Source organism: Pseudoxanthomonas sp. UC19_8 (genome assembly GCF_042700505.1).
Classification (GTDB): Bacteria; Pseudomonadota; Gammaproteobacteria; order Xanthomonadales; family Xanthomonadaceae; genus Pseudoxanthomonas_A; species Pseudoxanthomonas_A winnipegensis.
On the sequence record NZ_CP170559.1, the window covers coordinates 1,015,017 to 1,031,087 of the forward strand.

13 protein-coding genes and 1 pseudogene are annotated in these 16,071 nt (G+C 71.5%); 7 read left to right on the forward strand and 7 right to left on the reverse strand.

What is annotated here, in order from left to right; all coding sequences use genetic code 11:
* Positions 1–599 precede the first annotated feature (599 nt).
* From ACFJIT_RS04375 to ACFJIT_RS04400, 6 genes and pseudogenes are all read right to left on the reverse strand, one after another.
* Complete coding sequence (locus tag ACFJIT_RS04375) at positions 600–773, reverse strand: hypothetical protein (RefSeq protein ID WP_379655811.1); 174 nt, start codon at positions 771–773, stop codon at positions 600–602.
* Entirely contained in the window at positions 773–1,414 is a 642-nt protein-coding gene (locus ACFJIT_RS04380; protein ID WP_379655160.1) for an SMP-30/gluconolactonase/LRE family protein, read from the reverse strand. The genes ACFJIT_RS04375 and ACFJIT_RS04380 overlap by 1 nt, the downstream gene beginning before the upstream one ends.
* A gap of 94 nt (positions 1,415–1,508) precedes the next feature.
* A pseudogene (locus ACFJIT_RS04385) lies at positions 1,509–2,273 on the reverse strand (IclR family transcriptional regulator); the annotation flags it as partial.
* 69 nt (positions 2,274–2,342) lie between these two features.
* A complete protein-coding gene (locus tag ACFJIT_RS04390) occupies positions 2,343–3,221 on the reverse strand; it encodes a PhzF family phenazine biosynthesis protein (RefSeq protein WP_379655161.1) in 879 nt (292 codons plus the stop codon).
* 51 nt (positions 3,222–3,272) lie between these two features.
* Positions 3,273–4,154, reverse strand: coding sequence for a PhzF family phenazine biosynthesis protein (locus tag ACFJIT_RS04395; protein WP_379655162.1), 882 nt, complete (start codon positions 4,152–4,154; stop codon positions 3,273–3,275).
* The gene (locus tag ACFJIT_RS04400; protein ID WP_379655163.1) at positions 4,151–5,041 is read right to left on the reverse strand and encodes a PhzF family phenazine biosynthesis protein; all 891 of its coding nucleotides are present in this window, start codon (positions 5,039–5,041) and stop codon (positions 4,151–4,153) included. Before ACFJIT_RS04400 ends, ACFJIT_RS04395 begins: the two co-directional genes overlap by 4 nt.
* Before the next feature lie 108 nt (positions 5,042–5,149).
* Here ACFJIT_RS04400 and ACFJIT_RS04405 point away from each other — a divergent pair, with 108 nt between their 5' ends.
* From ACFJIT_RS04405 to ACFJIT_RS04420, 4 genes are all read left to right on the forward strand, one after another.
* On the forward strand, positions 5,150–7,747 hold the full coding sequence (locus tag ACFJIT_RS04405) for a bifunctional aspartate kinase/diaminopimelate decarboxylase (protein WP_379655164.1): 2,598 nt from the start codon (positions 5,150–5,152) through the stop codon (positions 7,745–7,747).
* Complete coding sequence (murL, locus tag ACFJIT_RS04410) at positions 7,740–9,104, forward strand: UDP-N-acetyl-alpha-D-muramoyl-L-alanyl-L-glutamate epimerase (RefSeq protein WP_130521221.1); 1,365 nt, start codon at positions 7,740–7,742, stop codon at positions 9,102–9,104. The genes ACFJIT_RS04405 and murL overlap by 8 nt, the downstream gene beginning before the upstream one ends.
* Positions 9,085–10,473: a UDP-N-acetylmuramoyl-L-alanine--D-glutamate ligase gene (murD, locus tag ACFJIT_RS04415; protein WP_379655165.1), complete on the forward strand. Its 1,389-nt coding sequence runs from the start codon at positions 9,085–9,087 to the stop codon at positions 10,471–10,473. Before murL ends, murD begins: the two co-directional genes overlap by 20 nt.
* A 124-nt stretch (positions 10,474–10,597) precedes the next feature.
* Positions 10,598–10,735 (forward strand): hypothetical protein, encoded by a 138-nt coding sequence (locus ACFJIT_RS04420; protein WP_379655166.1) that lies wholly within the window; start codon positions 10,598–10,600, stop codon positions 10,733–10,735.
* 451 nt (positions 10,736–11,186) lie between these two features.
* Here the strand turns inward: ACFJIT_RS04420 and ACFJIT_RS04425 are convergent, their stop codons facing one another.
* Positions 11,187–12,014: an inositol monophosphatase family protein gene (locus ACFJIT_RS04425; RefSeq protein WP_130535887.1), complete on the reverse strand. Its 828-nt coding sequence runs from the start codon at positions 12,012–12,014 to the stop codon at positions 11,187–11,189.
* A gap of 163 nt (positions 12,015–12,177) precedes the next feature.
* Between ACFJIT_RS04425 and ACFJIT_RS04430 the strand changes: the two genes are divergently transcribed.
* The 3 genes from ACFJIT_RS04430 to ACFJIT_RS04440 all read left to right on the forward strand — a co-directional run bounded on the left by ACFJIT_RS04430 (position 12,178) and on the right by ACFJIT_RS04440 (position 16,068).
* Positions 12,178–12,960, forward strand: a complete 783-nt coding sequence (locus ACFJIT_RS04430) for an RNA methyltransferase (RefSeq protein WP_130522946.1) — start codon at positions 12,178–12,180, stop codon at positions 12,958–12,960.
* Between the two features lie 100 nt (positions 12,961–13,060).
* Positions 13,061–13,945 (forward strand): phosphate/phosphite/phosphonate ABC transporter substrate-binding protein, encoded by an 885-nt coding sequence (locus ACFJIT_RS04435; protein WP_379655709.1) that lies wholly within the window; start codon positions 13,061–13,063, stop codon positions 13,943–13,945.
* A 50-nt stretch (positions 13,946–13,995) separates the two neighbouring features.
* Positions 13,996–16,068 (forward strand): putative bifunctional diguanylate cyclase/phosphodiesterase, encoded by a 2,073-nt coding sequence (locus tag ACFJIT_RS04440; RefSeq protein WP_379655710.1) that lies wholly within the window; start codon positions 13,996–13,998, stop codon positions 16,066–16,068.
* Positions 16,069–16,071 lie beyond the last annotated feature (3 nt).

Below are 16,071 nucleotides of genomic sequence, written 5' to 3' on the forward strand. Positions count from 1 at the left end.
GGGCCGCTTTTCCCTCGATCAGGGCATCCTGCCCTGACTCGGGCGCTCGGCGTCCTGCCTCGCTCGTCGCGGCCCCCGCCCGCCGGCCCGCTGCTGCGCGCGTCAGGTCATGGCGCTTCGGTTTGCGCGGTCGTTCGAACTTTCTTCCTTGCGCCAAATGCGATCAGTCACGGGAAGGCATCGACTTGAGGTCCCCTCCCTTGCGCCAAGCGCAGGGGAGGGATGGGGAGGGGTCAGGGCTTTACCGGTCAAGCCACCGAAGCAAGAGCAACAGCAAAAAGCACCCCACCCCGGCCCTCCCCTTCGCCTGCGGCGAAAGGGAGGGGGCAGAGCGCTGCCCGAGGCCTTAGGGTTGGAAGAAGTCCTGATCGTTACGCTCGCGGAGCCTCGACCCGGTCGGGTGCGCGGAGAGCGGGCCAGGGATCGTCCGCGGCGGCGAGTCCGCCATGGATGGCGGACCGAGCCGAGGAGCCGCGCCCGACCGGATCGAGGCTGGGCGGCGAAGTGGTGCTCACCACGCAGCGCATGACGTCAACAGGTCCGCATCCACCGCACTCCGGCGAAGAACACTGCTGGTGGATGCGCCGCGCGGTGCGCGATTACTTCGCCGGCGCCGGCCGTTCTAGCAGGTAGAGCCCGGTTTCCGGAGCATCGGCGTGCGGCTCGGCAGCATCGGGGCCGGCGGCGATCGTGATCGCCAGCTGCTGGCCATCGCTGCCGCCCACGGCAACGCTGGTCGGCCACGCCAGGGGCAGCCCGACCACCTCCTGCATCATCCGCCTTCGGCCGAGACGCGCGCTACCGCCCAGCCGCCGTGCAGGGCGACCCAGACATCGCCCTGCGCGTCGGCCGCCAGGCTGCGCACCTCGCCAGAGGCCTTGGGTACCACGGCCAGGCGGCGGATGCGCGCATCGCCTGGGCGCATCTCGTAGAGCGTGCCGGTGGTGGCGCTGGCGGCGAACAGGCGCGTGCCGGCCGGGTTCCAGCACAGCGCGTCGATGCGGTCGTCGATGCGCCAGCCCGGCACGGCAATGCCGGTGTGCAGCCAGGTCGCGATGCGATAGCCGCCGGCCGGATCCGGCGTGACCTGCCACTCGCGACCGTCGGGCTGCACGCAGGCCGCGATCGGCGCGGGCTGGCCGCGCCGGTCGAGCTGTCGTGCCGCCGGCTGGCCGTCGAAATCCAGCCGCAGGATGCCCTCGGCATGCACCACTTCCAGGCCCATCGGCGTGGCGTGCAGGCCGCGCGCGGCCACCGTCAGCGTGGCGATGCGCTGGTCCTCTTCCTGAGTGGCGCGGTGCAGGGTGGCCGTGGCGGTGTCGATCCAGTACCAGGCGTTGCGCGCGGCCGACCAGGTGGCGAAATCGCCGCCAGTGGCGGGCGGGCCGGGCACGCGTGCCGACCTGGTCGTCATGGGTGACCTCGACGGCGCCGGCCAGGCGTTCGCCGATGCGCTGGGCCGCCTCGGTCAGCTCGGTGCCGAAGGCGGCCATGCGCTCGGGCGTGAAGCGCTCGGTGGCCCCGGACAGGCTCAGCGCGCCGCGGACCACGCCCTGCATGTCGCGGATCACCGCGGCCACGCAGCGCGCGCCCAGGCGGCTTTCCTCGTCGTCGATGGCGTAGCCGCGCTCCTTGACCGTGGCGATCATGGCGTTGACCTGCTCGCGGCTGGTCGCGCTGTTGGGCGTGAACGGCGTCATCGGCAGCCGAGACAGCAGCGGATTGCGCTCGCCGGTGCGCATGGCCGCCAGCAGCGCCTTGCCGGCCGCGGTGACGTGCAGCAGCCGGCCCTGGCCGACGTGGGTGTCGCCCTGCGAGCGGTGCGCGCCGCGCGCGCGTTCCAGCGCGATGACTTCCAGGCCGTCGCGCACCCACAGGCTGGTGGTCTCGCCGGTGATGGCGCGCAGGTAGTTCAGCTCGATGTTGGCGGCCACGACCAGCTGCGGCGCCGGATGCGATTCGCGGCTCAGCTGCAGCGCGCCGAAACCCAGCCGGTAGGCGCGGCGGGTGGACTCGCGCCGGACCAGGTTGCGCTCGATCAGGCCGCTGAGCATGCGGTAGGCGGTGGTGCGCGGCAGCTGCACCTGCTGGGCGATCTCGGCGAAGGTCACGCCCTTGGGCGAGGTGCCGATCGCCTCGAGGACATCCAGCGCGCGTTCGATGGTGCCGGTCGCCTTGCGCGTGTTCTCACTCATGTCGCCGGTCATCCTGGCCCGCTGGCCGATGTGGGGCAGTGAAGATGCCGCGGCCGGGGCGGGCCGCGCGCGGCGCATTGTCCGGCAAACCGGGCCGGGGCGGGGAGTGCGCCGGTGGATCGGTCCGTCCGCTGCGCAAGGTGGGCCTCACCAGTCCAGCGTGCCGCGCACCACGGTCTGCACCTGGCCGCCGGACCACACCTCGCCGGCGGCGTCGATGGCCAGTTCCAGCAGGGCGTCGAAGCCGACCTCGCGGCCCTGGCTTGCGACATAGCGCCCGCCGCTTCCGGGCAGGGCGCCGCGCTGGTCCAGCCAGGCCGCCAGCACCGCGTTGGCCGCGCCGGAGGCCGCGTCCTCGAAGCGGCGGCCGTTGCCGACGAAGGCGCGCACCGCCAGCTGGTAGTCGGGCTGGCCGGCCGCGCGGGCATAGGCGAACACGCCCATCGCGCCGGAGCCTTTCGCCAGGGTGGCGATCGCGTCCCAGTCCGGCGTCAGGCCGCGCAACGCGGCCTCGTCGGCCAGTTCCACCACCCACCACTTGCGGCCGCCGTCCATCAGCGCCGGCGGCAGCGCGCCCAGTGGCCAGCCGGCGATGGCCGGCGCCAGGCGTGCATCGGCCGGGTCGACCACCTCGGCCAGCGAGGCGCGCGGCACGCGGATGGCGATGCGCTGGCGTCCGTCGATGGTCTCCACCCGCAGCGGCAGGCGCCCGGCGATGCCGTCCTGGATCAGCACGTCGTCGCGCGGCACGGCCAGGCCCGCGGCCAGCACCGCGTGCGCGGTGCCCACGCTGGGGTGGCCGGCGAAGGGCACCTCCTTCTCCGGAGCGAACATGCGCAGCCGGTAGCTGGCGCCTTCGTCCTGGGCCGGGAAGACGAAGGTCGTCTCCGGCAGCTTGGTCCAGCGCGCGATGGCCTGCATGGCGGCCTCGTCCAGCCCCTGCGCATCCAGGACCACCGCCAGCGGATTGCCGTTGCCCGCGCGTGCGGAGAAAACATCGACCTGCAGGAAACGACGCGATTGCATGGGCACCGGGGGGCTGGAAACGGGCGTGCAGGGTAGCAGCGCGCCGCGGCCTCACCAGTGCAGCGTGCCCTCGACCACACCCTGGACCTGCCCGCCGATCCAGACCTCCCCGTCGGCGTCCACCTGGAGGTGCACACGGCCGTCGCGGCCGACCTCGCGGCCCTGGCTGGCGACGCAGGCGCCGCCGATGCCCGGCAGCCGGCCCTGTGCGTGCAGCCACGCCGCGATGCAGGCGTTGGCGCTGCCGGTGACCGGGTCTTCGGGCGTGTTGGGCGCATCGGCGGGGCAGAACGCGCGCACGACCAGGTCGTGGCCGTCGGCGGCTTCCGCGGCGAAGAGCGCGACGCCGAGGCTGGCCGAGGCGCGGGCCAGCGCGGCGATCGCGCCGAAGTCCGGGCGCGCGCGGCGCACCGCCTGGGCGTCGGCCAGTTCCAGCAGCCACCAGCCCGGGCCGTTGTTCCACAGCGCCGGCGCCGCGGCCAGGGCCCAGCCGCGGTGCGCGGCGTCCAGCAGGACCTGGGCGTGGGGCGCGGTGGGCAGCGCCCGCGCGCGAGGCGCGCGGATCCGGGCGTGCAGCACGCCATCGACCTGCCGCACCTGGGCGGGCAGCAGGCCGGCCGCGCATTGCTGGGTCAGCCGGCCATCGCGCGGGCTCGCCAGGCCCCGCGCGACGGCGGCCCAGGCCGCGCCAACGCTGGGATGGCCGGCGAAGGGCAGCTCGCAGTCGGGCGTGAAGATGCGCACGTGGTAGTCGGCGCCTTCGGCGGCAGGCACGAAGAACACGGTCTCGGGCAGCCCCAGCCAGGCGGCCAGCGCCTGCATCGCGTCGCTGTCCAGGCCGTCGCTGTCGAGGATCACGCCGAGCGGATTGCCGCAGCCCGGACGCGCGGCGAACACGTCCAGCTGCAGGTAGCGCCGGCCCGGCGCGCTCACCAGGTGATCTGGCCCTGGATGACCGGCTGCACCAGGCCGCCGATCCAGACCTCGCCCTCGGCATCCACTTCCACCTCGATCAGGCCGTCGCGGCCCAGTTCGCGGCCCTGGCTGACCCGGTAGCGGCCTTCGCCGCCGGGCAGGGCCTGGCGCGCGTGCAGCCAGGCGGCGATCAGGCCGTTGGCGCTGCCGGTGACCGGGTCCTCCGGGACGCCGCTGGCCGGGGCGAAGGCGCGCACCACCAGGTCATGGGGGCCGCCGTGGCTGCGGGCGAAGGCGGCCAGCTTGCCCTTGCCCGGCAACAGGGCGATCTGCCCCAGATCCGGCTGCCAGGCGCGCAGCGCGGCCTCGTCGGCCAGTTCCAGCAGCCACCAGTCCGGGCCGTTGTTGTACAGCGCCGGCGGCAGCGGGCCGCGGGCCGCGCCGAACACTTGCGGCGCCAGCAGCCAGGCCGGCGGCGGCACGTCGAAACGGTGCACGGCGCGCGGCGTGCGCACCGAGATCCGGCGCCCGCTGTCGGCCTGGCGCACCCGCACCGGCAGCATCCCGGCGGCGCACTGCTGGATCAGGTCGACCTCGCCCGCGGCCTGCGCGTGCAGGTGCTCGGACCGCACCAGACCCAGCGACAGCGCAGCCCAGGCGGCGCCCACGCTGGGGTGACCGGCGAAGGACAGCTCGGTTCTCGGCGAGAAGATGCGCACGTGGTAGTCCGCGCCGTAGCCGCCCAGCGGCTGGAAGAAGACCGTCTCGGACAGGTTCAGCCAGGCGGCCAGCGCCTGCATGGCCGCGGTGTCCAGCGCATGCGCATCGACCACCACGCCCAGCGGGTTGCCCGCGCCGGGGCGGTCGGCGAAGACGTCGAGTTGCAGGTAGCGGCGCTGGATCATGGTCGGGTCCTGGGGCCGCGGGGGCTTGGCTGGGCGTGTTCCATTAGAATTGCAGGTTCCGCCCGCGTGATCGGGTTTTTCCTCCCCATCGTAGACCGCAAAGTCCCCATGTCCGCTTCCCCCCCGAACGATCGCTGGATCGTGCTCAAGTTCGGCGGCACCTCGGTGTCGCGTCGTCATCGCTGGGACACCATCGGGAAGCTGGCCAAAAAACGCGCCGAGGAACACGACGCGCGCGTGCTGGTGGTGGTCTCGGCGCTGTCGGGCGTCACCAACGAGCTGACCGCGATCGCCGACGGCGCCCAGGATGCCGAGGCCCGCGTGGCCGCGCTGGAGCTGCGCCACCGCGAGTTCGTGGCAGAGCTGGAACTGGACGCGCAGGCCGTGCTCGGCCAGCGCCTGGCCGCGCTGCGCGCGCTGGCCACCGACCCGCGCGCGGCCACCCGCGCGCTGGACTGGCAGGCCGAGGTGCTGGGCCAGGGCGAGCTGCTGTCCTCCACCATCGGCGCGGCCTACCTGGCCGCGAACGGCCTGGACATCGGCTGGTGCGATGCGCGCGAGTGGCTCGATGCGATGACCATCCCCAACCAGAGCGCCTGGGCGCAGCGCCTGTCGGTGTCGTGCGATCCGCGCGGCAGCGACGACTGGCGCGCGCGCTTCCGCACCCAGCCCACGCGCGTGCTGATCAGCCAGGGCTTCATCGCCCGCCACGGCGACGGCGGCACCGCGATCCTGGGCCGCGGCGGCTCGGACACCTCGGCGGCGTACTTCGGCGCGCTGCTCAAGGCCCAGCGCGTGGAGATCTGGACCGACGTGCCCGGCATGTTCAGCGCCAACCCGAAGGAAGTGCCGGACGCGCGGCTGCTCACGCGCCTGGACTACTTCGAGGCGCAGGAAATCGCCACCACCGGCGCCAAGGTGCTGCACCCGCGTTCGATCAAGCCCTGCCGCGACGCCGGCGTGCCGATGGCGATCCTGGACACCGAGCGCCCCGAGCTGCCGGGCACCAGCATCGACGGCAACGCGGTCACCATTCCCGGGGTCAAGGCGATCAGTCGCCGCAACGGCATCGTGCTGGTGTCGATGGAAGGCATCGGCATGTGGCAGCAGGTCGGCTTCCTGGCCGATGTGTTCGCGCGCTTCAAGAAGCACGGCCTGTCGGTGGACCTGATCGGTTCGTCGGAGACCAACGTCACCGTGTCGCTGGATCCGTCCGAGAACCTGGTCAGCACCGACGTGCTGGCCGCGCTGTCCTCGGACCTGGCCGAGATCTGCCGGGTCAAGGTGATCGCGCCATGCGCGGCCATCACCCTGGTCGGCCGCGGCATGCGCTCGCTGCTGCACAAGCTGTCGGATGTGTGGGCGACCTTCGGCAAGGAGCGCGTGCACCTGATCTCGCAGTCGTCCAACGACCTGAACCTGACCTTCGTCATCGACGAGGCCGACGCCGACGGCCTGCTGCCGATCCTGCACGGCGAACTGATCGACTCGGGCGCCATGCCGGTGGAGGAGACCAGCGTGTTCGGCCCGCGCTGGCGCGAACTCAACGGCGCGCTGCGCCCGCGCCCCACGCCGTGGTGGCAGGCCCGGCGCGCACAGCTGCTCGACCTGGCCCAGGCCGGCACGCCGGTCTACGCCTATCACCTGCCGACCGTGCGCGAGCGCGCCCGCGCGCTGGCCGCGATCAAGCAGATCGACCAGCGCTTCTACGCGATCAAGGCCAACTCGCATCCGGCCATCCTGCGCACGCTGGTGGAGGAGGGCTTCGGCCTGGAATGCGTGTCGCTGGGCGAGCTGGAGCACGTCTTCGCCACGCTGCCGCAGCTGGAGCCGCGCCGGGTGCTGTTCACCCCGAGCTTCGCGCCCCGGCACGAGTACGAGGCGGCGCTGGCGCTCGGCGTCAACGTCACCATCGACAGCGTCGAGGCGCTGCAGCGCTGGCCGGAGGTCTTCAAGGGCCGCACCCTGTGGCTGCGCGTGGACCTGGGCCACGGCGATGGCCATCACGAGAAGGTCAACACCGGCGGCAAGGCGTCCAAGTTCGGGCTGTCGGCCGCGCGCGTGGACGAGTTCGTCGCGCTGGCGCGCAGCCTCAACATCACCCTGACCGGGCTGCACGCGCACCTGGGCAGCGGCGTGGAGGCCGAGGGCCACTGGCGCCTGATGTGCGACGAGCTGGCCGGCTTCGCCCGCCGCATCGGCACCATCGAGGTGATCGACATCGGCGGCGGCCTGCCCATTCCCTATCACGCCGATGACGAGCCCTTCGACCTGGACGCTTGGTCGCGCGGGCTGGAGGAGGTCAAGGCCGTGCATCCCGCCTTCCGCCTGGCCATCGAGCCGGGCCGCTACCTGGTGGCCGAGGCCGGCGTGCTGCTGGCCCACGCCACCCAGGTGATCGAGAAGGACGGCGTGCTGCGCGTGGGCCTGGACGCGGGCATGAACACCCTGATCCGCCCGGCGCTGTACGACGCCTGGCACGACATCGCCAACCTCAGCCGCCTGGACGACGCGGACACGGCCAGCTTCGACGTGGTCGGCCCGATCTGCGAATCCTCCGACGTGTTCGGCCGCCGCCGCGCGCTGCCGGCGGCGAGCGCGCCGGGCGACGTCATGCTGATCGCCGACGCCGGCGCCTATGGCTACAGCATGGCCAGCACCTACAACCAGCGTGCGCTGCCCAAGGAGACGATCCTCGATGTCTGACTGGACGTTCCAGCGCGAGACGGTCAAGCAGTTCCGTTTCAGCGGCTGCGACTTCGACCCGGCCACCGGCGTGGCGCGCCTGCGCTATGCCTTCGACCAGGGCCCGGAACTGGTGGAGACGGTGAGCTTCCCCGGCGCGCCGTTCGCACTGGACCCCGCGCGCGAACACGCGCTGCGGCGCGCGCTGCGCCTGCTGCACCTGATCGCCGGCGTGAGCTACTACAAGGCGGCCGTGCCGCCCGAACTGGTGATCGAGGGCGAGCCCATCGATGCGGACACCGCCGCACTGATGGAGGACCTCTACACCCACGGTCTGGGCGAGTTCGCCTATCGCAATGGCCTGGACCTGCACGGGCGCATCCGCTTCCCCGCCAGCGAGGCGGCCGATGCCGCGCCGGCGCCGACGCTGGGCCTGGCGCCGCACGCGCTGGTGGCCATCGGCGGCGGCAAGGATTCGCTGGTGTCCATCGAGGCGCTGCGCCAGGCCGGCGTGGCGCAGACGGTGAGCTGGATCGGCGGCTCGCAGCTGATCGCCGCCTGCGCGGCGCGCACCGGCCTGCCCACGCTCAACATCGGCCGCGCGCTGGCGCCGGCGCTGTTCGAACTCAACCGCCAGGGCGCCTACAACGGCCATATCCCGGTGACCGCAATCAACTCGGCCATCCTGGTGGTGGCCGCGCTGCTGCGCGGGGTGGACCAGGTGGTGTTCTCCAACGAGCGCTCGGCCAGCTACGGCAGCCTGATCCCCGGCACCGGCGAGGTGAACCACCAGTGGTCCAAGGGCTGGGCGTTCGAGTCGCTATTCGGCGCGCACGTGCAGCGCTTCGTCGCCGCCGACCTGCACTACTACTCGCTGCTGCGGCCGCTGTCCGAGCTGGCCGTGGCGCGGCAGTTCGCCAAGACCGACCACTACGACGCGCACTTTTCCAGCTGCAACCGCAACTTCCACATCCTGGGCGAGCGTCCGGTCAACCGCTGGTGCGGGCAGTGTCCCAAGTGCCATTTCGTGTTCCTGGCGCTGAGCAACTTCATGCCCAAGCCGCGCCTGCTGAACATCTTCGGCCGCAACCTGCTGGACGATGCCGCGCAGACCGCCGGCTTCGATGCGCTGCTGGAGTACCAGGACCACAAGCCGTTCGAATGCGTGGGCGAGGGGCGCGAGTCGCGCGCGGCGATGGCCGCGCTGGGCCAGCGCCCGGAGTGGCGCGAGGACGCGCTGGTGGCGCGCTTCAACCGCGAGATCGCCCCGCAGCTGGACGCGGCCGACCTGCAGATCGCACCCCTGCTGCAGCCCGAGGGCGAGCACCGCATCCCGCCCGCCCTGTGGGAGCAGCTGCGTGCGAATTTCGCAGCTTGAGGGTCGGCGCGTCGCGCTGTGGGGTTGGGGGCGCGAGGGGCGCGCCGCCCACGCCCTGCTGCGCAGCCGGCTGCCGGGACAGGCGCTGACCCTGTTCTGCAGCAAGGCCGAGGCGGCGCAGGCCGCGACGCTGGGCGATCCGCTGCTGTTTCCGCAGGTCGAGGTCACCGGCGCGGCGCTGGGCCGCTTCGAGGTGGTGATCAAGTCGCCGGGTATCAGCCCGTATTCGCCCGAGGCGCTGGAAGCGCAGGCCGCCGGCGCGCGTCTGCTCGGTGGCACGGCGCTGTGGTTCGCCGAACACCCCGACGCGCGCACCGTGTGCGTGACCGGCACCAAGGGCAAGAGCACCACCACCGCGCTGTTGGCCCACCTGCTGCGCGCCGGCGGCCATCGCACCGCGCTGGCCGGCAATATCGGCCTGCCGCTGCTGGAGGTGATGGACCCGCAACCCGCGCCGGAGCTGTGGGCGATCGAGCTGTCCAGCTACCAGACCGGCGCGGTCGCCGACAGCGGCGTGCGCCCCGAGGTGGCGGTGGTGCTGAACCTGTTCCCCGAGCACCTAGACTGGCACGGCAGCGAGCAGCGCTATATCGAGGACAAGCTCGCGCTGGTCACCCGCGCCGCGCCGCGCACCGCCGTGCTCAATGCGCGCGATCCGGTGCTCTCGCAGCTGGCGCTGCCGGACAGCCGCATCGTCTGGTTCAACCGCGAGGACGGCTGGCACCTGCGCGGCGAGCTGCTGTATCGCGGCGATGTACAGGTGTTCGACACGCGCGCGGTGCCGTTGCCTGGTCGCCACAACCGCGGCAACCTGTGCGCGGTGCTGGCGGCGATCGAGGCGCTGGGGCTGGACGCCGCGCCGCTGGCGCCGGCCGCGCTGGACTTCCGCCCGTTGCCCAACCGCCTGCAGACCCTCGGCACGCGCGGCGGCCTGACCTACGTCAACGATTCGATCGCCACCACCCCGCACGCCACGCTGGCGGCGCTGGACTGCTTCGCCGGGCAGCGCATCGCGCTGCTGGTAGGCGGGCACGACCGTGGCCTGGACTGGCACGACTTCGCCCAGGCCATGCGCCAGCACGCGCCGCTGGGCATCGTGACCCTGGGGGCCAACGGCCCGCGCATCCATGCGCTGCTGGAGGCGGTGGCGGGCGAGGGCGGCTTCGGGTTGGCCGCCGCGCCTGACCTGTCTTCCGCGGTGCACCAGGCCGAGGCGATGCTGGAGGGGCAGGGCCTCGTGCTGCTGTCGCCGGGCGCGCCGAGTTTCGGCATGTATCGCGACTATGTCGAACGCGGCAAGGATTTCGCGCGGATCGCGGGGTTCGATCCCGAGGCGATCGTGGCGATACCGGGGTTAGGGATTGCTTGAGGGCTTGCGCGCAGTGTGCGCGTGAGCTGAGGTGAGATCGCCGGGGCCTTTACGCTGTAAGCCGAGCGCTTTCGTGCCGCTCCGCGAAAAGATCTACTTTCTTGCTTGTACAAGAGATGCTTGCATGGCCGAACGCTTTTCAGGCTGGCCTTACGGTAGCGGCTCCTGCCTCTCCGCTTTGCTTTACGACGTGATTGAGAGCGACAGCAACCGCAAAGAGCAAAGTCCCTGGATTCCCGCTTTCGCGGGAATGACGATCTGAGAGAGCTGCTTCGGCCGTTGCCGTTGCCGTTGCCCTTGCCGTTGCCGTTGTCGTTGCTACTGCTGTTGCCGTGGTCGTTGTTGTTGCCGTTGCTTTACCTGTCTGAGCCGTAAAGCGAGCCGAGCATCGCAGGAAGTCAGGGCCGAAGAGTCGCCCTGTTTGAGCGAAGCGAGTTTGGGCGACGTCCCTAAAAGGGGATAAATGCCCTGACTTCCGAGAAGCGCAGGGGACCGCCGCGCAGCGGCGGCTCGCGTCCCGGCGAGAAGCGGTTTTGGCTACTTTTGACAAGACAAAAGTAGCTCGCGCCCGCAGGCGCGAAAGCTTTGCTCCTGCTTCAAAGCCTTGGCTTCAAAGCTCTCGCTTCAAAGCTCTCGCTTCAAAGCTCTCGCTTCAAAGCTCTCGCTTCAAAGCGCCTGATTGAAGCCTTGAAACACCAAGGCCGCACATCCCATCAAGCAAAGGCCGCCGCATACCCCGACTGCGCCACCACCTTCTGCACCGCATCGGCCACCCGCAGGTTGCCGGCGATGACCTGCCGACCTTCGGCCTTGGTGCCGTCGTCCATGCGCGCCAGCGCGGCGCCCTTGAAGTCGCTGGCCTTGCCGCCGGCCTCGCGCACCAGCAGCACGCCGGCGGCGATGTCCCAGGCCTTCACGCCGGCCTCGAAGTAGGCGTCGGCGCGGCCGCAGGCCACATAGGCCAGGTCCAGCGCGGCCGAGCCGGTGCGCCGGATGTCCTCGGCGTGGTTGAGCAGCTCGCGCACGCATTCGAGCTGGGCACCGACGCGGGCGCGCTCGCGCGGCGGGAAGCCGGTGTGCAGCATCGCGCCGGCCAGCTCCTTGCGGTCCGACACGCGGATCTTGCGCTCGTTGAGCTGCGCGCCGGCGCCGCGGCTGGCGGTGAACAGCTCGTTGCGCAGCGGGTCGAAGATCACCGCATCGCTCGGTTCGCCGTTGTCCACCAGCGCGATGGAGACGCAGAAATGCGGAAAGCCATGCAGGTAGTTGCTGGTGCCGTCCAGCGGATCGATGACCCAGTGGTAGCGCGGGTTCTTGCCGGGCAGCACGCCGCCTTCCTCGCCGATCACGCCGTACTCGGGGTAGGCGCGGCGCAGTTCCTTGATGATCGCCTTCTCGGCGTCGGCATCGACTTCGCTGGCGTAGTCCATGCGGTCCTTCTGGACCACATTGAGGCTCTCGAGCTTGTTCATGCTCCGCAGCAGCACATTGCCCCCGACGCGCGCGGCCTTGGTCATGACGGTGACGACGGGATTGAGCATGCGAAGCGACCTCGGTCAGGCGGGGCGTGTGGTACGCGGCAGATGGAAAGAGCAGGCCGGCGCGGCGGCCGGACCGCGCATTCTAGCACCGCCCTCGGCCGCGGGCCCTGTCCTGGGGTGTGCGGGGAGGACGGATGAGGGCGCGAACACCTAAAATCGCGGCATGGACACCATCGATTCCAGCGCCGCCGCGCGCATCCGCTTCGTGCTGGTCGGCACCCAGCATCCCGGCAACATCGGCGCGGCCGCGCGCGCGCTCAAGACCATGGGCCTGGCCCAGCTGGTCCTGGTGCAGCCGGAGAAGTACCCGCACGAGGAGGCCTTCCGCCGCGCCGCCGGCGCGGACGACCTGCTGGCCGATGCGCTGGTCACCGACGACCTGGCCGCCGCGCTCGCCGACTGTCAGCTGGTGCTGGGCTGCACCGCGCGCAGCCGCCGGGTGCAGCTGGAGGAGCACAGCCCGCGCCAGGCGGCCGCACAGCTGGCGCGGGTCGCGCGGCAGGCGCCGGTGGCGCTGCTGTTCGGCCGCGAGCGCACGGGGCTGACCAACGAGGAGCTGCAGCTGTGCCACGCGGCCGTGCATATCGATGCCAACCCCGATTACAGCTCGCTCAACCTGGCCGCCGCGGTGCAGGTGCTGGCCTACGAGACGCGCCTGGCGCTGCGCGAAGCCCAGGACGCCAGCCCGCCGGCGGAGGCGGACCAGGCCGATCCCGGCGCGGCCCCGGCCACGCACGCCCAGCTCGAAGGCTTCTTCGCCCAGCTGGCGGACACGCTGGACCAGGTCGACTTCCACAAGGGCCGCGCGCCCGAATCGGCCATGCGCAAGCTGCGCCGCCTGTACCTGCGCGCGGGCCTGGACGAAAAGGAAGTGCGCCTGCTGCGCGGCATCCTGGCCGACTGCCAGCGCATGGCGCGCCTGGCCGGCCAGGCAGGAGCCGCGTGATTGTCCGGTGATGTCAAAGTCAGCTAGGCTGGCGCGTCTCCATTGCGGAAGTCCCCGTTTGCGCTACTGGCTCCTTGGCGTGCTGCTGGTGTGTGCGGCGATGGCGATGCCCCTGCGGGCCGCCCCGGCACCGGGTGAGGACGATCCGCACGTGCTGGTGCTGGGACGCATCAGCGACAATCCCAAGGCCCATTACGCCCAGCTCAAGCCGCTGCTGGACTACGTGGTGGCGCGCATGGGCGACGTCGGCATCACTAGCGGCCGCATCCTGATGGCGCGCGACGCACGGCAGATGAGCAGCTACCTGCGCCGCGGCCGGGTGGACTGGGTCACCGAGACCTCGGGCACCGGCGTGGAGCTGCAGCGCCGCACCGGCGCGCAGCCGCTGCTGCTGACCGAGCGCGGCGGCGCCAGCCTCTATCACACGCTGATCTTCGCCCGGGCCGACTCGGGCCTGACCTCGCTGGACGATCTGCGCGGCAAGTCGATCGCGCTGCAGGGCGTGGGCTCGACCAGCTCCTACATCGTGCCGGCCTCGATGCTGCTCGATGCGCATCTGCCGCTGGAAATCCTGCTCTCCCCGCGCGACCGGCCCGACGCGCAGTCGGTCGGCTACGTGTTCGCGCGCTCGGAGTTCAACATCGCCGCCTGGGTCGACAAGGGCATGGTCGAGGCCGGGGCGCTGAACGATCTGGACTGGAAGGACGAGCGGCGCATGCCGCTGGCCTTCCGCCGCAACATGCGCGTGCTGGCGCAGTCCCCCGACTTCCCGCGCGCGCTGGAGATGGTCCGGCCGGGCCTGGCCCCGGCGGTGCGCGAGCGCCTGCGCCAGGTGCTGCTGCAGGCCGCGCAGGATCCGCAGGCGCGCGATGCCCTGAAGCGCTTCTTCGGCACCACGCGCTTCCTCGAACTGGATGCTCCGGCGCTCAAGGCGCTCGAGCATGTGCGCCAGGCCGGCGCCCGCGTGCGCGAGCAGGTCGAGTGAACCTGAGCCGGCGCACCCGCTTCGGCCTGCAGACCCAGCTTTCGCTGGCGATGGGCGTGACGCTGCTGATGATCGTGCTGCTGCTGGCGGTGCTGCTGCAGCGCCAGCACGCCATGCAGCAGGAGGTCGATGCGCTGGGCCGCCAGGCGGTGCAGTCGATGGCCGCCGAAGGCCTGACCCGCCGCGGCAGCGCGATGGCCGAGCAGCTGGCCGATTCGCTGGCCAACCCGATGTACTACTCGGACCTGGACGCCATCGGCGTGCTGGTGCGCGAGGCCACCCTGCAGCCGGACGTGGCCTATGTGCTGGTCTTCGACGAGGCCGGCAACGTGGTCAACGACGGCTCCTGGGACATGGCCTCCTACGGCCAGCCGATGCGCGACCCGCTGGCCGCGCGCGCCCTGGCCAGCCGCGCGCCGCTGACCCAGTGGACCGAGAAGGTGGTGGAGATCTCGCGGGTCGTCGAACTGGGCGATTCGCGCCTGGGCGGCGTGCGCATCGGCTACTCGCTCGATTCGGTGCGTGCCAGCGAGGAGCGCGCCTCCAAGCTGCTGCGCGAGCGATTGGAGGCGTTGGGCCGGCGCCATGCCGGCTGGATCGTGATGCTGCTCGGCGCGCTGCTGCTGGTCGGCGTGGGCATGGCCTGGTACGTGCAGCGCACGCTGGTGCGGCCGATCCGCGCGCTGGCGCAGTCGGCGCGCGCGATCGGCGTGGGCGACTACGACGTGCCGCGCCCGGTCAGCGCGCGCGAGGACGAGGTCGGCGAACTGGTGCGCGCGTTCTCGGAGATGAGCGACAGCATCTCCCGGCACGACAAGGACGTGCGGCGCATGGCCTATACCGATGCGCTGACCGGGCTGGCCAACCGGCTGGCGTTCCGCGAGAGCCTGGACCAGCGCATGCTGCTGGTGCGCGGCGGTGGCCGCCAGCTGGCGCTGCTGTTCGCCGACATCGACGACTTCAAGCGGGTCAACGATTCGCTCGGCCACGAGGCGGGCGACGAGGTGCTGGTGCACTTCGCCACGCGCATCCGCGAGGTGGTCGAGCGCCTGGGCGGCGACGAGGCGATGGTGGCGCGCTTCGGCGGCGACGAGTTCGTGATCCTGATCCAGCACGGCGACGTGCGCGCGGTGGCCGCCGCGCTGGCCGAGGCGATGGTGCAGTCGCTGGGCGAGCCGCTGATGGTGCAGGGCCGTCAGGTGTTCCTGGGCACCTCGGTGGGCATCACCTTGTTCCCAGAGGATGCGGCCGGCGCCACGGCGCTGATGAAGAACGGCGATGTGGCCATGTACCAGGCCAAGATGGCCGGCAAGAACTGCTACCGCTTCTACAGCCGCGCCATGGACCAGGCGGTGGAGCGGCGCGTGCGCATGGAATCCGAGCTGCGTGGCGCCTGGGACCGCGACGAGCTGAGCCTGGTCTACCAGCCGATCTACCGGCTGGCCGACAACCGCATCGTCGGCGCCGAGGCGCTGCTGCGCTGGCACCACCCCGAGCTGGGCGCGGTCTCGCCGATGGTCTTCATCGACGTGGCCGAGCAGAGCGGGCTGATCGAACAGATCGGCCCGCGCGCGCTGCGCGCGGCCTGCGCGGCGGCGGCGCGCTGGAACGGCATCGCCAGCGGCGAGGCGCCGTTCGTGTCGGTCAACGTCTCCCCGCGCCAGCTGCGCAGCGGCGATCTGCCCGAACTGGTGGCCGAGGTGCTGCGCGAGACCGGTCTGGCCGCCGGCCGCCTGCACCTGGAGCTGACCGAGACCGCGGTGATCGGCGATGAGGCCCATGCCAGCAAGATGCTGGCCAAGCTGCATCGCGCCGGGGTCAAGGTGTGGCTGGACGACTTCGGCACCGGGTTCTCGGGCCTGAGCCACCTGCGCCGCGTGCCGGTGGACGGGGTCAAGATCGACCGCAGCTTCGTGGCCGACCTGCAGCGCAACCACGACGATCTGGCGCTGACCAGCGCGATCATCGCCATGGCCCATTCGCTGGGCATCGCGGTGGTGGCCGAGGGCGTGGAGAAGCAGGGCCAGTTCGACCTGCTGCGCGAGCGCGGCTGCGACCTGGCGCAGGGCTACTGGCTGGGCTACCCGCTCAACGAAAGCGAGTTCGTGCAGCTGCTGGCCTGAGCG